At 73.3% G+C, this 14,952-nt stretch carries 14 protein-coding genes; 8 read left to right on the top strand and 6 right to left on the bottom strand.

All coding sequences use genetic code 11. The features are described from left to right. Positions 1 to 17: 17 nt before the first annotated feature. The 4 genes from ligD to ACFSZT_RS21615 are packed head-to-tail and all read right to left on the bottom strand — an operon-like array spanning position 18 to position 4,122. Positions 18 to 1,022: a non-homologous end-joining DNA ligase gene (ligD, locus tag ACFSZT_RS21630; RefSeq protein ID WP_377386112.1), complete on the bottom strand. Its 1,005-nt coding sequence runs from the start codon at positions 1,020 to 1,022 to the stop codon at positions 18 to 20. Beyond that, positions 1,019 to 2,098 (bottom strand): ATP-dependent DNA ligase, encoded by a 1,080-nt coding sequence (locus ACFSZT_RS21625; protein WP_377386109.1) that lies wholly within the window; start codon positions 2,096 to 2,098, stop codon positions 1,019 to 1,021. Before ACFSZT_RS21625 ends, ligD begins: the two co-directional genes overlap by 4 nt. Before the next feature lie 40 nt (positions 2,099 to 2,138). After that, positions 2,139 to 3,107 carry a sigma-70 family RNA polymerase sigma factor gene (locus tag ACFSZT_RS21620; protein WP_377386106.1) on the bottom strand — a complete coding sequence of 323 codons (969 nt, stop codon included), beginning with the start codon at positions 3,105 to 3,107 and terminating at the stop codon, positions 2,139 to 2,141. A gap of 34 nt (positions 3,108 to 3,141) precedes the next feature. Next, complete coding sequence (locus ACFSZT_RS21615) at positions 3,142 to 4,122, bottom strand: GlxA family transcriptional regulator (protein WP_377386103.1); 981 nt, start codon at positions 4,120 to 4,122, stop codon at positions 3,142 to 3,144. A 71-nt stretch (positions 4,123 to 4,193) separates the two neighbouring features. Between ACFSZT_RS21615 and ACFSZT_RS21610 the strand changes: the two genes are divergently transcribed. The 3 genes from ACFSZT_RS21610 (at position 4,194) to ACFSZT_RS21600 (ending at position 7,991) form a co-directional block, all read left to right on the top strand. Next, on the top strand, positions 4,194 to 4,961 hold the full coding sequence (locus ACFSZT_RS21610; RefSeq protein WP_377386100.1) for an NAD(P)H-dependent oxidoreductase: 768 nt from the start codon (positions 4,194 to 4,196) through the stop codon (positions 4,959 to 4,961). Between the two features lie 67 nt (positions 4,962 to 5,028). Next, the gene (gene polX / locus ACFSZT_RS21605; protein WP_377386097.1) at positions 5,029 to 6,753 is read left to right on the top strand and encodes a DNA polymerase/3'-5' exonuclease PolX; all 1,725 of its coding nucleotides are present in this window, start codon (positions 5,029 to 5,031) and stop codon (positions 6,751 to 6,753) included. A 143-nt stretch (positions 6,754 to 6,896) separates the two neighbouring features. Beyond that, complete coding sequence (locus ACFSZT_RS21600; RefSeq protein WP_377386094.1) at positions 6,897 to 7,991, top strand: MBL fold metallo-hydrolase; 1,095 nt, start codon at positions 6,897 to 6,899, stop codon at positions 7,989 to 7,991. A gap of 12 nt (positions 7,992 to 8,003) precedes the next feature. Here ACFSZT_RS21600 and ACFSZT_RS21595 read toward each other — a convergent pair whose 3' ends face one another. After that, complete coding sequence (locus ACFSZT_RS21595) at positions 8,004 to 8,930, bottom strand: LysR substrate-binding domain-containing protein (protein ID WP_377386091.1); 927 nt, start codon at positions 8,928 to 8,930, stop codon at positions 8,004 to 8,006. A 71-nt stretch (positions 8,931 to 9,001) separates the two neighbouring features. Between ACFSZT_RS21595 and ACFSZT_RS21590 the strand changes: the two genes are divergently transcribed. From ACFSZT_RS21590 to ACFSZT_RS21570, 5 genes are all read left to right on the top strand, one after another. Continuing rightward, positions 9,002 to 9,952 carry a threonine ammonia-lyase gene (locus tag ACFSZT_RS21590; RefSeq protein WP_377386089.1) on the top strand — a complete coding sequence of 317 codons (951 nt, stop codon included), beginning with the start codon at positions 9,002 to 9,004 and terminating at the stop codon, positions 9,950 to 9,952. Between the two features lie 26 nt (positions 9,953 to 9,978). Next, positions 9,979 to 10,488 (top strand): PH domain-containing protein, encoded by a 510-nt coding sequence (locus ACFSZT_RS21585; RefSeq protein ID WP_377386868.1) that lies wholly within the window; start codon positions 9,979 to 9,981, stop codon positions 10,486 to 10,488. Continuing rightward, positions 10,485 to 11,984, top strand: coding sequence for a PH domain-containing protein (locus ACFSZT_RS21580; RefSeq protein WP_377386086.1), 1,500 nt, complete (start codon positions 10,485 to 10,487; stop codon positions 11,982 to 11,984). The genes ACFSZT_RS21585 and ACFSZT_RS21580 overlap by 4 nt, the downstream gene beginning before the upstream one ends. 198 nt (positions 11,985 to 12,182) lie before the next feature. Continuing rightward, entirely contained in the window at positions 12,183 to 13,211 is a 1,029-nt protein-coding gene (locus ACFSZT_RS21575; protein WP_377386083.1) for an aminotransferase class V-fold PLP-dependent enzyme, read from the top strand. Between the two features lie 55 nt (positions 13,212 to 13,266). Then, a complete protein-coding gene (locus tag ACFSZT_RS21570) occupies positions 13,267 to 13,896 on the top strand; it encodes a hypothetical protein (RefSeq protein ID WP_377386080.1) in 630 nt (209 codons plus the stop codon). Between the two features lie 94 nt (positions 13,897 to 13,990). On the opposite strand, the gene ACFSZT_RS21565 is transcribed toward ACFSZT_RS21570, so the two are convergent. Continuing rightward, positions 13,991 to 14,935, bottom strand: coding sequence for a ferritin-like domain-containing protein (locus ACFSZT_RS21565; RefSeq protein WP_377386077.1), 945 nt, complete (start codon positions 14,933 to 14,935; stop codon positions 13,991 to 13,993). Between the last annotated feature and the right edge of the window lie 17 nt (positions 14,936 to 14,952).

Below are 14,952 nucleotides of genomic sequence, written 5' to 3'. Positions count from 1 at the left end.
CTCGGACGGGTGAAACGTCAGCTGCGCTTGGCCCGGCTGGGCGCCACCCGTGGTGGTTCACCCGGCTGCTTGGGATACACGGGCGGCCACGGGGCGTCCAGGAGACCCGACGCCAGGTCCCGCTCGGACATCGCCAGCAGCGGTTCCAGCGACTGGGGCCGCTCGTCCAGACCGGCCCAGGGATCGCCGCGGTCCGCGAGCCGGGCGGGCACGGTCGCGATGGTGAGGCTGTCCGGATCGATGCCGTCGAGGTCGTCCCAGGCGATCGGCGTCGACACCTGCGCGCCCTGCCGGGGGCGTACGCACCAGGCGCCGAACACCGTCTTGTGTGGAGCGTTCTGGTTGAAGTCGACGAACACGCGCCGCCCGCGTTCCTCCTTCCACCATTGCGCGGTGATGAGCGTGGGATGCCGGCGTTCCAGCTCCCGGGCCAGCGCGACGGCGGCGGCCCGCACGGCGTAGCTGTCCCAGTGGGGTTGCAGCCGGACGTAGAGGTGCAGACCGCGCGAGCCGGTGGTCTTGAGCAGCGCCTCGATGCCGAGCTCGTCGAGCAGTTCCTTCGCCCGCCACGCCGCCTCCCGCACCTGGGAGAACGTCACACCGGGGGAAGGGTCGAGGTCCACACGCAGCTCGTCGGTCACCTCGGGGGTCGAAGCACGGTAGGGCCACACGTGGAAGCCGAGGCAACCGAGGTTGACCGCCCACAGCACGTGCGCGAGGTCGGCGGCGACGAGCGCGTCGCTCGTGGTGCCGTTCGGGGTGGACACGACCGTGGTGGTCAGCCAGTCCGGCACCGACTTCGGCACGCGCTTCTGGAACCACGACTTGCCACCCGCGCCGCTGGGGTAGCGCTCCATCAGCAGCGGCCTGCCGCCGAGCGTGGCGAGCAACGGGCCCGCCACCGCCTGGTAGTAGCGCACCAGGTCGAGCTTGGTCTCGCCGCGTTCGCCGAAGAACACCTTGTCCGGACTGGACACCGTCACCTCGGTACCGTCCACATCGAGCGTCACCGATTCCGTCATGCGGATGCCACCTCGTCGAACAGGGCCGCCAGCTCGGCGGGCGGCACTTCCTCCAGCTGCGCGTACGTGCACGACGCCGGAGAGCGGTCCGGCCGGAAGCGCACCAGCCTGCCCCCGTGCCGGAACCGGCCAGCCTGCAGGTGCTCGTACCGGACCTCGGCCACCAGCTCGACGCGCAGCGGCTCCCAGGACAGGTCCTTGCCCGCGCTCCACCGGCTCATGCCGCCGGGCATCCGCCCGCCGGCGTGTGCCTCGGCGTCGGCCCAGTCGCGCCAGGGATGGTCCTCGAGCGCGTTCTCCCGCAGTGGCTCCAGCTCGGTGACGAGTTCGCGCCTGCGCGCCGCCGTCATGCTGCTCGCGACGCCGACGTGGTGCAGGGTGCCCTCGTCGTCGTAGAGGCCCAGCAGGAGCGAGCCCACGCCCTGGCCGTCCTTGTGCCAGCGGAACCCGGCGACCACGCAGTCGGCGGTGCGCTCGTGTTTGACCTTGCGCATGACCCGCTTGTCCTGCGCGTAAGGCAGATCGGGTGCCTTCACCATCACGCCGTCGAACCCGGCGCCCTCGAACCGGGTGAACCAGTCCTGCGCCACGTCCGGGTCGTCGGTGAGCGGGGTGAGGTGCACCCGCGACTGGGCGGTGTCCAGGATCCGCTCGAGCGCGGCGCGCCGGTCGGTGAACGGTGCGCCGGTGAGGTCCCGGTCGTCGAGCGCGAGCAGGTCGAACGCCACGAAGCTGGCGGGCGTCTCGGCGGCGAGCTTGCGTACCCGCGACGCGGCGGGGTGCAGGCGCAGCTGCAGGGAGTCGAAGTCGAGCCCGGCCTCGGTGACGATCACGATCTCGCCGTCGACAACACAGCGCGGCGGCAGGGCCTCGGCGAGCAGCTCCACGAGTTCCGGGAAGTACCGGGTCAGCGGCCGGTCGTTGCGGGAGCCCAGCTCGATCTCGTCCCCGTCGCGGAACACGACGCACCGGAAGCCGTCCCATTTCGGCTCGTAGCGCAGGCCCGGCTCCCGGGGCAGCTCGCGCACGAGCGTCGCGAGCATCGGCTTGACCGGCGGCATGACGGGCAGTCTCACGAGCAGATCGTAGGGCCCGCACCGCCGCCGGGCATAGCTGTCAGCTCGCCCAGGCCAGCAGCGACCGGTTGCGCTCGGGGTCGCGCAGCTGGGCCAGTGCGCGTTCCTCGAGTGTGCGGACCCGCTTGCGGGTCATGCCCAGCCGGCGTGCGATGTCGGGCACCGAGTGCTGCTCGCCGTCGGTCAGCCCGTAGCGCAGGGACACGACCGCCGACTCCGCGGCGGGCAGGCTCTCCAGCGCCGCGTTGAGCTCGCCGACCAGCGCCTCACGCTCCAGCGCCTCGCCGACGCCCGGGACCGACTCGGTGGTCACGAGATCGCCGAGGGTCAGCTCGCCGTCCTCGTCGACCGCGACGTCCAGGCTCGCCGTGGTCTGGCCTGCCTGCCGCAGCGCCACGACCCGCTCCACCGGCATGCCGGCCTCGTCGGCCAGTTCCTCGACGGACAGGTTGTGCTTGCCCTGCGACTCCAGGGTCCGCTCCAGCCGGTCGAGCTTGGCGATCTGCTCGGCGGTGTGCATGGGCAGCCGGATCGTGCCGCTGTGGAAGGCGTTGCCGCGCTGGATCGCCTGCCTGATCCACCACATGGCGTAGGTGGAGAACTTGAAGCCCTTGGCGTAGTCGAACTTCTCGACGGCGTGGATGAGGCCGAGGTTGCCCTCCTGGACGGCGTCGAGCAGCGACAGTGCGGTGTTGCGCGTCTTGCGGGCGGCCGTGACCACCAGGCGCAGGTTCGCGCGGATCATGTGGTCCTTGGCGTGCCTGCCGTCGCGGACGAGCGCCTCCAGGTCGCGGCGGTCCGCGGGCAGGGGGCGGCCGCCGGAGTCGGCCTGCCGGATCAGCTCGGCGGCGTAGACTCCGGCCTCGATGCGCTTGGCCAGGTCGATCTCCTGCTCCGCCGTCAGCAGCGGCGTGGCGCCGATCTCGTCGAGGTAGACGCGGACCAGGTCGGCGTCCTCGCCTGCGGGCCGGGTGCGACGGCGGGTCGCGGTCATGGTGGCGTCAGCCAATCGTTGTCACCTCTCTCGGTCATGACAACGTTTTTCACCCCACGGTCATTCCACCCCGGAACGTGGTGCGGTAGGTGGTCGGCGAGACGCCGAGCACAGCCCGGAAGTGCTGGCGCAGCGACGCGCCCGTGCCGAAGCCCACGTCCGCGGCGATGCGGTCGACCGGCCGGTCGGTCTCCTCGAGCAACTGGCGGGCGCGTTCGACGCGCTGCCGCGTGAGCCACTGCCCCGGTGAGCAGCCCACCTCCTCGCGGAACCGCCGGGTGAACGTCCGCACGCTCATCGACTCGCGGCCGGCCAGCTCGTGCAACGTCAGCGGCCGGTCCAGGTGTTCCAGCGCCCACGCCCGCGCGGCCCCCGTCGACGCGACGTGAGGCTCGGCGACCGGGCGCGGCACGTACTGAGCCTGGCCGCCGTCGCGGTGGGGCGGGACGACCGTGCGCCGCGCGACGTCGGCGGCGACCGCCGCGCCGTGATCGCGCCGGATCAGGTGCAGGCAGAGGTCGATGCCGGACGCCTCGCCCGCCGAGGTGAGCACGTCGCCCTCGTCGGTGTAGAGCACGTCCGGATCGAGCCGGACCCGGGGGAAGAGGCGCCGGAACCGCTCGGCCGACATCCAGTGCGTGGTGGCCCGCCGTCCGTCCAGCCAGCCGGCCGCGGCCAGCACGAACGCGCCGGTGCAGATCGACGCCACCCGCGTTCCCGGCCGGATCTGCGCGAGCGCGGCGGCCAGCGCGTCGCCGAGCCTGCCTTCGGTCTCGGTGTCGTCCGGTTCGTGCGTGGCGGGGATCACCACGGTGCCGGCGCGGGCGAGTGCCTCCGGCCCGTGCGCGACGTGAATGGGGAAGTCGGCGTCGGTCCGGACCGCGCCGGGCTCCAGCGCACAGGTGACGACGTCGTAGAGCGGCTCGCCCGCGGCCGAGCGCGCCGTCCCGAAGAGCTGGTGTACCAGGCCCAGCTCCAGGGGCATGACGCCGTGGCGGACGAGGACGGCGACCCGATGGCTATCGGTCATGGCCCGATTCTTCCACATGTCGGCCATCGGGCCACTGGTTCGAGCACGGTGGCCGGACGACGCTGGTGGCCATGAACGTGTTGTGGGTCTACGCGCATCCGGAGCAGCGCTCGCTCAACGGGTCGCTCAAGGAGCAGGGGCTGCGGACGCTGGCCGAACAGGGCCACGCCGTGCGGGTGTCCGATCTGTACGCGATGAAGTGGGACCCCGTCGTCGACGCCGGCGACTTCGGTCACGATCCGGCCACCCGGCTGCTCGTGGGGGAGGAGGCCCGCCGCGCCTACCACGAGCGCAGCCTGAGCCCCGACATCGTCGCCGAGCAGGAGAAGCTGGTGTGGGCCGATGCCGTGGTCGTCCAGTTCCCGCTGTGGTGGGCCGGGCCGCCCGCGATCCTCAAGGGCTGGTTCGACCGCGTGTTCGTCAACGGCTTCGCCTTCGGCGTCAAGGACCCGGCCACCGGGCGCACCCTGCGCTACGGCGACGGCGGTCTCGCCGGCAAACGGGCGCTGCTGGTGACGACGATCGGCGCGCGGCGGGCGACCTACGGTCCGCGCGGCGTCCACGGCGAGCTCAACGACGTGCTGTTCGGCATGCAGCACGGCATCTTCTGGTACACGGGGATGGAGGTGCTGCCGCCGTTCGCCGTCTACAGCGCCGACCGGCTCGGCAGCGAGGATTTCGCCCGCGCCGCAGAGGATCTGCGGCAGCGGCTCGCCGCGTTGCCGACCGCCGAGCCCATCCGGTTCCGCCACCAGGACGGTGGTGACTACGACGACGACCTCGTGCTGCGGCCCGTGATCGCGCCCGGCCAGTCCGGGATCGCCGCCCACTACGCGTGAGGCATGCCGGGGCCGGTCCGCTCGCGCCGGCGGGCCACCGGGCGGCGGGCTGCCTACACTCGGGCGCATGGCCCGGCCCAACGACGAGGTCGCGGAGCTGTTCCAGGAGTACGCCGACCTCCTGTCGATCACCGGTGGCGACGCCTTCAAGATCCGCTCCTACGAGAAGGCGGCCCGCGGCATCGGCGGCTACCACAAGGACGTCTCGACGCTCGGCACCTCGGAGCTGCGGTCGATACCGGGGGTCGGGGCGTCGATCGCGGACAAGATCGCCGAGTACGTCGCCACGGGCACCGTCGCGGCGGTGGAGCGGGTACGGCAGAAGGTCCCGCCGGGCGTGCGCAGGCTCGTCGCGATCCCGACGCTCGGGCCGAAGAAGGCGGCCGCGCTCTACGAGCAGCTCGGCATCTCCTCGGTGGAGGAGCTCGAGGCGGCCATCCACTCCGAAGCGTTGCGCGGGCTCAAGGGGTTCGGCCCCAGGACCGAGGAGAACATCCTGCACGGCATCCGGCTGCTGCGGCAGTCGGGCGAGCGGGTGCTGCTCGACACCGCGCTCGGCCTTGCCGAGGAGATCGTCGCGGCCGTGTCGGCGGCGCCGGGCTGCCTGCGGTGTACCCACGCCGGATCGCTGCGGCGGTTCCGCGAGACGATCGGCGACGTCGACGTGCTCGCCGCCGCCGAGGACTCCGGGCCGCTCATGGCCGCCCTGCGTGACTCGCCGGTCGTGGCCGAGATCATCGCGGCGGGGGAGAAGAAGACCTCCGTGCGCACCACGGAGGGCGTCCAGGTGGACCTACGGGTGGTGCCGGCTGCCGCGTGGGGAGCCGCTCTGCAGTACTTCACCGGCTCGCAGGCGCACAACGTGCGCACCCGCGTCATGGCCGTACGCGCCGGGCTCAAGCTGTCCGAGTACGGGCTGTTCGACTCCGGCACCGGCGAGCTCATCGTGTCCGAGACCGAGGACGAGGTCTACGGCAGGCTGGGCCTGCCCTGGATCCCGCCCACGCTGCGGGAGGACCGCGGCGAGATCGAGGCCGGGCTGGACGGCACGGTGCCGCGGCTGGTGACGGAGGCCGACCTGCGCGGCGACCTGCACACGCACACCGACCTCACCGACGGCGTCGGCTCGCTCGAGCACATGGTCGACGCGGCCGCGGCACGTGGGCTCGAGTACTACGCGGTCACCGACCACGCACCCGACATGCCGATGCAGCGGATGACGGCCGAGAAGATGCTCGCCCAGCGGGAGCGGGTACGCGAGCTCGACCGCAAGCACCCGGGGATGCGGGTGCTGCACGGCACCGAGCTCAACATCGGCCCCGACGGTGACGTCGACTGGCCGCACGCGTTCCTGCGCGAGTTCGACCTGTGTGTGGCGTCGGTCCACTCGCACTTCACCCAGGACCGCGCCACGATGACGCGCCGCCTGGTCCGGGCGTGCGAGAACCCGGACGTGGCCGTCATCGGCCACCCGACGGCCCGCCTCATCGGCAGGCGCGAGCCGATCGACGTGGACCTCGAGGAGCTGTTCCGGGCCTGCGCCCGCACCGGGACCGCTCTGGAGATCAACGCCCAGCCCGACCGGCTCGACCTGCGCGACGAGCACATCCTGCTGGCCAAGCGCTTCGGGGTGAGGTTCGCGATCGACAGCGACGCGCACGCCGTCGGGCACCTCGGGTTCGTGCGCTACGGCGTGGGCACCGCGCAACGGGGCTGGCTCACCGCCGACGACGTCATCACCGCCTGGCCGTGGCCGCGGCTGCGCGAGTTTCTCGAGGCCGGGCGCTCGTAGCCCGGGCGTTGCCGCGGGGACGCCCACCCGCTGCCTGCCGCGATTCCGGCCGCTGGGGAGAGGCACCGTCCGTCCGGTCGGTGCGGGAACACGTCGCGACGATCACTCGTTCTCCGGACAGACATCGGAAAGGGGTTCCGAACGTGGCGAAAGTCGGCCCGGCGGTACTGGCCGGGGTGAGCGTGCTCGTGACGGGAACGGCACTGGCGGCGCGGGACGTGCTGCCGGCCCTCGGCGGGCGCCCGGAGGACGAGGCGGTGCTCCGCTCGCCGCAGTTCCGGGACGGTGCCTTCCGGAACAGCTCCCCGCCACGCTGGGTACCCCGTGGCAGCGCGAAGGCGGCCGCGCGGGAATTCCTCGTCGGCGCCGCGCGCCGGCGTCCCAAGGCTCCCGTGCCGCTGGTCGGACCGGCGGGCCCGTCCCCCGCGGACGGCCTGCACGTCACGTGGTTCGGGCACGCGTCGTCGCTGGTGGAGCTCGACGGCGCACGCGTGCTCATCGATCCGGTGTGGAGTGACCGGGCCTCCCCGTCCCGCCGGATCGGCCCGCGACGGCTGCATCCGCCACCTCATCCGCTCGAGGAGTTGCCCCGCCTCGACGCGGTCGTGATCTCGCACGACCACTACGACCACCTCGACATGCCGACCGTCCGGACGCTCGCTCGCACCCAGGGCGCGCCGTTCGTCGTGCCGCTCGGCGTCGGGGCGCACCTGCGCCGGTGGGGCGTTCCCGACTCGCGCATCGTCGAGCTGGATTGGGGCGACGAGACCCGCGTCGGCGACCTGCGCCTCGTCGCGACGCCCGCCCAGCACTTCTCCGGGCGTGCCTTCAAACGGAACAACACCCTGTGGGCGTCGTGGGTCGTGGCCGGTCCCCGGCACCGCGTCTTCTACTCCGGTGACACCGGCTACTTCGACGGCTTCGCCCGGATCGGAGCGGAGCACGGCCCGTTCGACGCGACCCTGGTGCAGCTGGGCGCCTACGCGATCAGCTGGCCCGACATCCACATGACGCCGGAGGAGGCCGTCGCCGCCCACGTGGACGTCCGTGGCGGGCTGCTCGTCCCCGTCCACTGGGCAACGTTCAGCCTCGCCCCGCACGGCTGGACCGACCCCGTTGACCGGGCCCGCCGGGAGGCCGAGACCCGCGGTGTCCGCATCGCGGTGCCGCGGCCGGGGGAGCGGCTCACCGTCGCGGAGGTGTCCGAGGTCGACGCCTGGTGGGAACGCCTGCGGTAGCGGGCCGGTTGCTCAGCCCCGGCGCCGGGCACCGGATGCGGCGGCGTGGCCGCCGGCCCGCTCGCGCAGCAACGTGAGCAGATGCGCGACCGCCGGTGAGGTGTCCGCGGCCCGAGCGGTCGCGTGCACCTCGCGCGCGAGCGGCGCCGGTCGCGCCACCTCCAGGAACGCCACTCCCGGCGTCTCCGTGGCGGCGAGCTCGGGCACCAGCGCCACCCCGAAGTCCGCTGCGACGAACGCCAGCATGACGTCGTAGCTGTCCGTGCGGAACCCGACGTTCGGCTCGAACCCGGCCGCGCGGCAGGTCAGCTCCACCACGGCCTGGAACCCGGCCACGGGGCGGGGCGCGATCCACCGCGCCGGGGCGAAGTCCCGCAGCCGCACCGCCCCCGGGTCGCCGGGCCGCAGACTCGGCGGCACGGCCAGGAGCAACCGCTCCCGGCGCAGCGGCGCCTGCCGCAGGCCGCGCAGGTCCGGTTTGGGCAGCTGGGCGTACTGGTGGGTCACGGCGAGGTCCACCTCGCCCTCCCGGACCGCCGGCACCGCCTCGTCCGGCTCGAGCTCCACGAACGACAGCTCCACCTCGGCGTGGTGCCGCTGAAACGCCGCCAGCGCGGGCACGGTGAAGCTCGCCGCGGTGCCGAACGCCGCCACCCGCAACCGGCCGCCGCGCAGTCCCGCCACGGCGAGCAGGGCCTGCTCCGCACTGTCCAGTTCGGACAACACCCGGTCCGCGTGCTCGACGAGCACGCGCCCGGCCTCGGTGAGCCGCACGCTGCGGGCGCCGCGTTCCAGCAGCGGGACGCCGGTCTGCCGTTCCAAGGCCGCCAGCTGCTGCGACGCCGCGGCGGCCGTGCAGCCGTCACGCTGGGCGGCTCCGGCGATCGAGCCGGTCCGCGCGACGTCCCGGAGCAACCGCAGGCGGCGAGGGTCGAGCACAAGCTCAACTTACGCTCAGCCCCAGAAGCGCGCACTGGTGTCGACGCTCGGACGAGGCGCACGCTAGAGGCATGGCGATCCGTGACGTACGCACCCCCGGACCCGACGACCTGGCGCGCGCCTGGGAGATCGTGCGGTCGACAGTGCCGCCGACCCCGCTGGCTCCGGCCACGGACACCGGCCCGGCCCTGAAGCTCGAGACGTTCCAGCCGACCGGGTCGTTCAAGGTCCGCGGCGCGCTGAGTGCGCTCGCCGCCGTCGGCCCCAGTGACGAGGTGGTCACCGCGTCCGCGGGCAACCACGGGCTCGGCGTCGCGTTCGCCGCCACCCGGCTCGGCAGGCGGGCCACCGTGGTCGTACCCGGCACCGCGTCCCCGGCCAAGGTCGCCGCCCTGCGCGCTTTCGACATCGAGCTCGTGCAGACCGGTACCAGCTACGCCGAGGCCGAGGCCCACGCCCTGGAGCTCGCCGCCCGCGGTGCCCGCTTCGTCAGCCCCTACAACGATCCGGACGTCGTCGCCGGGCAGGCGACGATCGGTTACGAACTGGCCGAGCAGACCCGGGGACCGCTCACCGTGGTGTGCGGCGTCGGTGGCGGCGGCCTGGCCTCGGGACTCGGCCTGTGGGCGGCCGAACGCACCGACGTCCGGCTCGTGGGGGTGGAGGCCGACGCGGCTCCGTCCATGGCCGCCGCCGTCCGCGCGGGGCGGCAGGTGCCCGTCGAGGTGGGACCGACGATCGCCGACGGCATCGCCGCCAATCTCGAGGCCGGCTCGGTGACCATCGACCTGGTCGCCAAGCACGTGGACGAGCTCGTCGCGGTGAGCGAGGCCGAACTGCACGCGGCCGTGCGGTACCTCGCCGGGGAGCGCGGCGTCGTCGCCGAGGGTGCGGGCGCCGCCGCGGCCGCCGCCGTGCTGTCCGGAAAGGTCTCCGCAGAGGGCACCGTGGTGGCCGTCGTCTCCGGCCGCAACATCGCACTCGACGTCCTGGCCCGGCTGCTAACCTCCGGGGCACCGTAAGGCGCTGGGGGAGGTCCGTCGTGGCGATGGCGAGCGGGGGTGGTGCGCCGCTGCGGCTGCGCCCACCGTCCCATCAGGTCGACCGCAGGGCGGTCACGTGGTGGCGGACGCAGGTTCTGGCGACCGGTGGCGTCCCCGTGATCGTGCTCGTCGTGCTGGGCCTCGTGCTTCCGGACGCGGCGCGGTTCGGGCTGTTGCTGCCCGCGGTCGTGATCGCCGTGCTCACCGTGGCCGCCGCTCTCGGGATGCCCGCGTGGTGGTATCGCGTGCACCGCTGGGAGGTCACCGGCGACGCCGTCTACACGCGTACCGGCGCGCTGTGGCAGGAATGGCGTGTCGCGCCGATGTCCCGCATCCAGACGGTCGACTCCCAGCGTGGCCCGCTGGAGCAGTACTTCGGTCTGGCCACGGTGACGGTCACGACCGCGTCGGCGAAGGGCGCGGTGAAGATTCCCGGACTCGATCACGAACTGGCCGAAGACCTCGTGCACCAGCTCACCGAGACCACCCAGGCCACCCCGGGTGACGCCACATGAGCCCCACGGAGGTCACGTGGAGCTACCTCGACCGGCGCACGATCGTCGCCAGCACGCTCACGGTCGCGGGTGTCTGCGTGGCCGCCGGTGTGCCGACCGCGATCGGCATCGCCACCGCCTCGCTGGGGTGGGCGCTGGGCACCGTGATCCCCGCGGCGGTGCTCATCGTCGCCGGCACGGTCGTGGTCGAGACCATCCGGCTGCGCAAGACCCGCTACCGGGTGCTGCCGGACCGGGTCGAGCTCACCAAGGGCATCGTGGTGCGCACCAGGCGTTCGGTGGCGCGTGACCGCGTCCGCACCGTCGACCTCACCGCGGGTCCGCTCGCGCGCTACCTCGGCATCGTCACGGTCAAGATCGACACCGGTGAGCAGAGTGAGTGGAACTCGAGCTCGTTCGCGCTGTATGCCGTGTCCCGCGACGAGGGTGAACGGCTGCGGGCGGAGCTGCTCGACCGGGCATCGGCGGGCGAGGCGACCGAGGAGGGCAGGCTCGCCACGTTCGACCCGCGCTGGATCCGGTACGCGCCGCTGTCGTTCGTGACCCCGACGCTCGGGGTCGCCGCGTACGGTGCCGTGCTGCAGGTCGCCGAGTGGTTCGGGCTGCAGAACGGCGTCATCACGTGGACCATCGACCTGCTGAGCGGGTTCGGGCTCGTCGGCGGCATCGCGGTGGTCGTGGTGGTGGGCCTCGTGATCGGTCTCATCGGGTCGCTCGGCCTGTTCGTCGAGATGTGGTGGAACTACCGGCTGGACCGCGAATCCGCCGGCACCCTGCGAGTGCGGCGTGGTCTGCTGACGTCCCGGTCGATCTCCCTCGAGGAGGAGCGGCTGCGCGGCGTCGAGCTCGTCGAGCCGCTCGGTGTGCGTACGGCCGGTGCCGCCCGGGTCGACGCCGTCGCCACGGGACTGCGGCAACAGAAGGACGACGACAAGACCGACCGCAAGACGCTGCTGCCCGCCGCGCCGCGTGCCGAGGCCGACCGGGTCGCCGCGGCGGTCCTGCGGGAAGCGGTACCTCCGACCTCCGCCGTGCGCCTGCGCGCGCATCCGGTGGCCGCTCGGGGCAGGCGGATCCGCTGGGCGTTGGCGACCGTGGCCGTGCCTGTGCTGACGCTCGCGCTGCTCGGCCTGCTGCTGTCGGTTGACGTGCTGCTCCACCTGGCGTGGATCTGCGCGCTCGTCGGCGTCCCGATCGGTGTGGTGCTCGCCGTCGACGCCTACCGCAACCTCGGCCACGGGCTCACCGGCGGCTACCTGGTGGCGCGCAGTGGCACCGTGCGACGCGCAACGGTGGCGCTGCAGCGCCGGGGCGTCATCGGTTGGACGGCCAGGCAGTCGATCTTCCAGCGGCGCAAGGGATTGCTCAACCTGACGGCGACCACCGCCGCGGGCACCGGCGCCTACACGATCTACGACGTCGGCGAGAACGAAGGCCTCGCCTTCGCCGAGGAGGCCGTGCCGGATCTGTTCGGTCCGTTCCTCGAACGCCGCTGACCACGGCCGTGTCTGCGGTTCGGGTAGCCGTGTCGGCGGTTCGGGTAGCCGTGTCGGCGGTTCGGGTAGCCGTGTCTGCGGTTCGGGTAGCCGTGTTCGCCACGCACGGCGCCACCACGAGGACCCGGGTGGCCGACACGGCGACGTGGACCGCCGACACGCGAATTTTCAGTGGACCGCCACGCTAGTGTCGCCCCTATGCGCCACGCCTTCTCCGCCGACTTCGGCCTTGCCCCCGGGTACCTGAACACGCCGAGCATCGGAGTGCCGCCCGTACCCGTGGCCGACGCCGTGACCGAGGCGGTCGATCGCTGGCGCGCCGGCGCGGACGCCCCACCGGATTTCGACGCCGCCGTCGCGACCACGCGGGAGGCCTTCGCCCGGATCGTGGGCGTGCCCGCCGACCGGGTCGCCATCGGCGCGAGCGTCTCCCAGCTCCTCGCCGCCGTCGCCGCCGGATTGCCCGACGGCGCCCGCGTGCTGGCCGCCGAGGGCGAGTTCACGAGCGTCACCTTCCCGTTCGCGGCGCAGGCACATCGCGGGGTCAGCGTGCGCGAGGCGCCACTCGCCGAGCTGCCGTCCGTTGTGGACGGACGCGATCTGGTCGCTGTGAGCGTGGCGCAGTCCGCCGACGGCGCCGTCGTGGACCTCGCGGCATTGCATGCCGCCGCCGAATCGGCCGACGTGCCGGTGGTGCTCGACGTGAGCCAGGCGGCCGGCTGGCTGCCGCTGGACCTCGAGTGGGCCGACTGGGTGGTCGGCGCCGGGTACAAGTGGCTCCTCTCGCCGCGTGGCGCGGCCTGGCTGGCCGTGCACCCCCGTGTGCTCGAGCGCGGACGTCCCGTGGCCGCGAACTGGTACGCGGGCGAGGACCCCTGGCAGACCGTGTACGGGATGCCGTTGCGGCTGGCGAACGGCGCCCGGCGGTACGACCTCTCCCCGAGCTGGCTCGCGTTCGTCGGCGCGTCGGTGGCCCTGCCCTACCTGGCCTCGCTCGACCTGCAGGCCGTCCACGACCACTGCACCGGACTGGCCGACTCCCTGCTCGGCAAGCTCGGCCTGCCCGCCCGGGGGAGCGCCATCGTCGCCCTCGACGCGGGGTCGGCCGCCGATCGGCTCGCGGCAGCCGGCGTCCGGTCGAGCATCCGCGCAGGTCACGTCCGGCTCGGCTTCCACCTCTACAACACCGAGGAGGATGTCGAACGGGTGCTGGACGCCCTCGGCTGACCCCGGTCGGATACGGTCACCGCCCGTGGCTGGACAACAGCGATACATCCCTGAAGTGAGTGACACGGCGCCGATGCAGGCGGTCCGGCAGCACCCGCCGGAACGTCGACGCGGACCCCGCCTGCTGCTTCGGGGAGCAGGGCTGCTCGCCGTCGCGATCGTGTCCGGGCTGGTGTGGTGGCTGGTGCGCTCCGACGGCGGCGCCCCTGCCGCGGACGAGCTCACCCCGCCCCCGGATCCACTGACCAGCGGCGAGTTCACCTACACGCCGGTGGCCGGGCCCGAGAGGTCCACCGATTGCGCGAGCAACTCCTACGGTGACGTGTCCGACTGGTTCGGCGAGCACCCGTGTGAGCGGGTCGCGCGTGCCCTCTACAGCACCGAGGTGGGCCGGGCGCGGGCGCTTGTGTCGGTGGTCGTCGTGACCATGCCCGGGCAGACGGAGGCGCGGCAGCTCAAGGTCATCACCGACACCGACGGCACCGGCAACGTCAACGACCTCGTCCGCGACGAGAGCGCCAACCTGCCCGGCGCGCCGAACGTCGCCGAGGGCGAGTACGCGTCGCGGGCCCAAGGCCGGGCGGTCACCATCGTCGAGGCCGCGTTCTTCGGCGACCACAGCGACGACGGCCTGCTCCGGCGGATCAGCCGGGATGCCCTGCGGCTCTCGGCCGCCACCCGGTAGTCGCACCGTCGGCCGGGTCCGGCCGCTCCTGCTACCTGGACGGCCGACACGGCGACACAGACGGCCGACACGGCGGGGCCTGACCCGCGCCGGGTCAGCCGCGGCCCGGCAGTGCGATCGCGGCCGGTTCGAGCCCGGCCTCCAGCCGCCAGCTCGTGCACCGGGTGGCCGAGCCGACCAGCGCCTGGGTGGCCAGCTCGCGCAGCCCCGTGTCCTCGGTCCGCTCGAGCACGCCGTGCCAGGCCCGGGCCGCGTCGGTCTCGGCGGTCACTACCAGCGTCGCCGCCGACGTCTCGTCGGTCACCGGTTGCGGTGGCAGGTAGGCGGGTTCGGGCCCCCGTGGTTCCGCGCCCGCGGCGGTCAGCACGCGCTCGCACGCACTGCGACGGTCGCGGTGCGCCTCGGCTCCGGCATCGAGGCCCTTGCCGAACGCGTCGGGCAGGAAGGCGCTCACCAGTCCGTACACCCACACGGCGGCGTGCTCGGCCGCGAGTGCCCCCTGCAGTGCCTCCACGGCGGGCTCCTCGAGCTGCCCGGTGGAAACGCGCCCGAGCGGACCCGGCTGGCCCGCGCCCAGCGCGGGATCCAGTTGCTGCGCACCCGCGCAGCCGGCCGCGACCGCGCCCACCAGACCGGCCCGGTAGGCGGGCAGCCCGGGGACGAGCGCGGCAGCCTGCTGCCGGGCGTCGGCCAGCCGCTGCCGCAGCGCGTCGAGATCGGCGACGGTGGTGCCGGGCGCGTTCGTCCGGTCCGGCCGTGGCCGGTTGAGCCGGTCCACCTCGCGGCCGAGCGCGTCGGCCTGTGCCGAGCGCACGGTCGCCACCTGGGAGGCGAGGTTCTCGGCCTCGGGGGACGACCGGGCGAGCCCGCGGGCGGCGGCCGCGTCGGCCCTGGCGCGTGCGAGCAGCGGCAGCAACGGGTCGGGGCTGTCGTCGTAGCCGGTGCACGCCGACGCCGTGCCCGCGACGGGAACGGCCACCGCGGCGAGGGCCGCGGCCCGCAGCGCAGCACGCCGGTTCAGCAGTCCTCGGGAGGTCACGAGAGGCCATCCTGCCA

It is taken from the genome of Prauserella oleivorans (genome assembly GCF_042685745.1).
Classification (GTDB): Bacteria; Actinomycetota; Actinomycetes; order Mycobacteriales; family Pseudonocardiaceae; genus Prauserella_A; species Prauserella_A oleivorans.
Note: the sequence above shows the minus strand (reverse complement) of the source record. Positions and strands in the feature narration are given on the sequence as shown.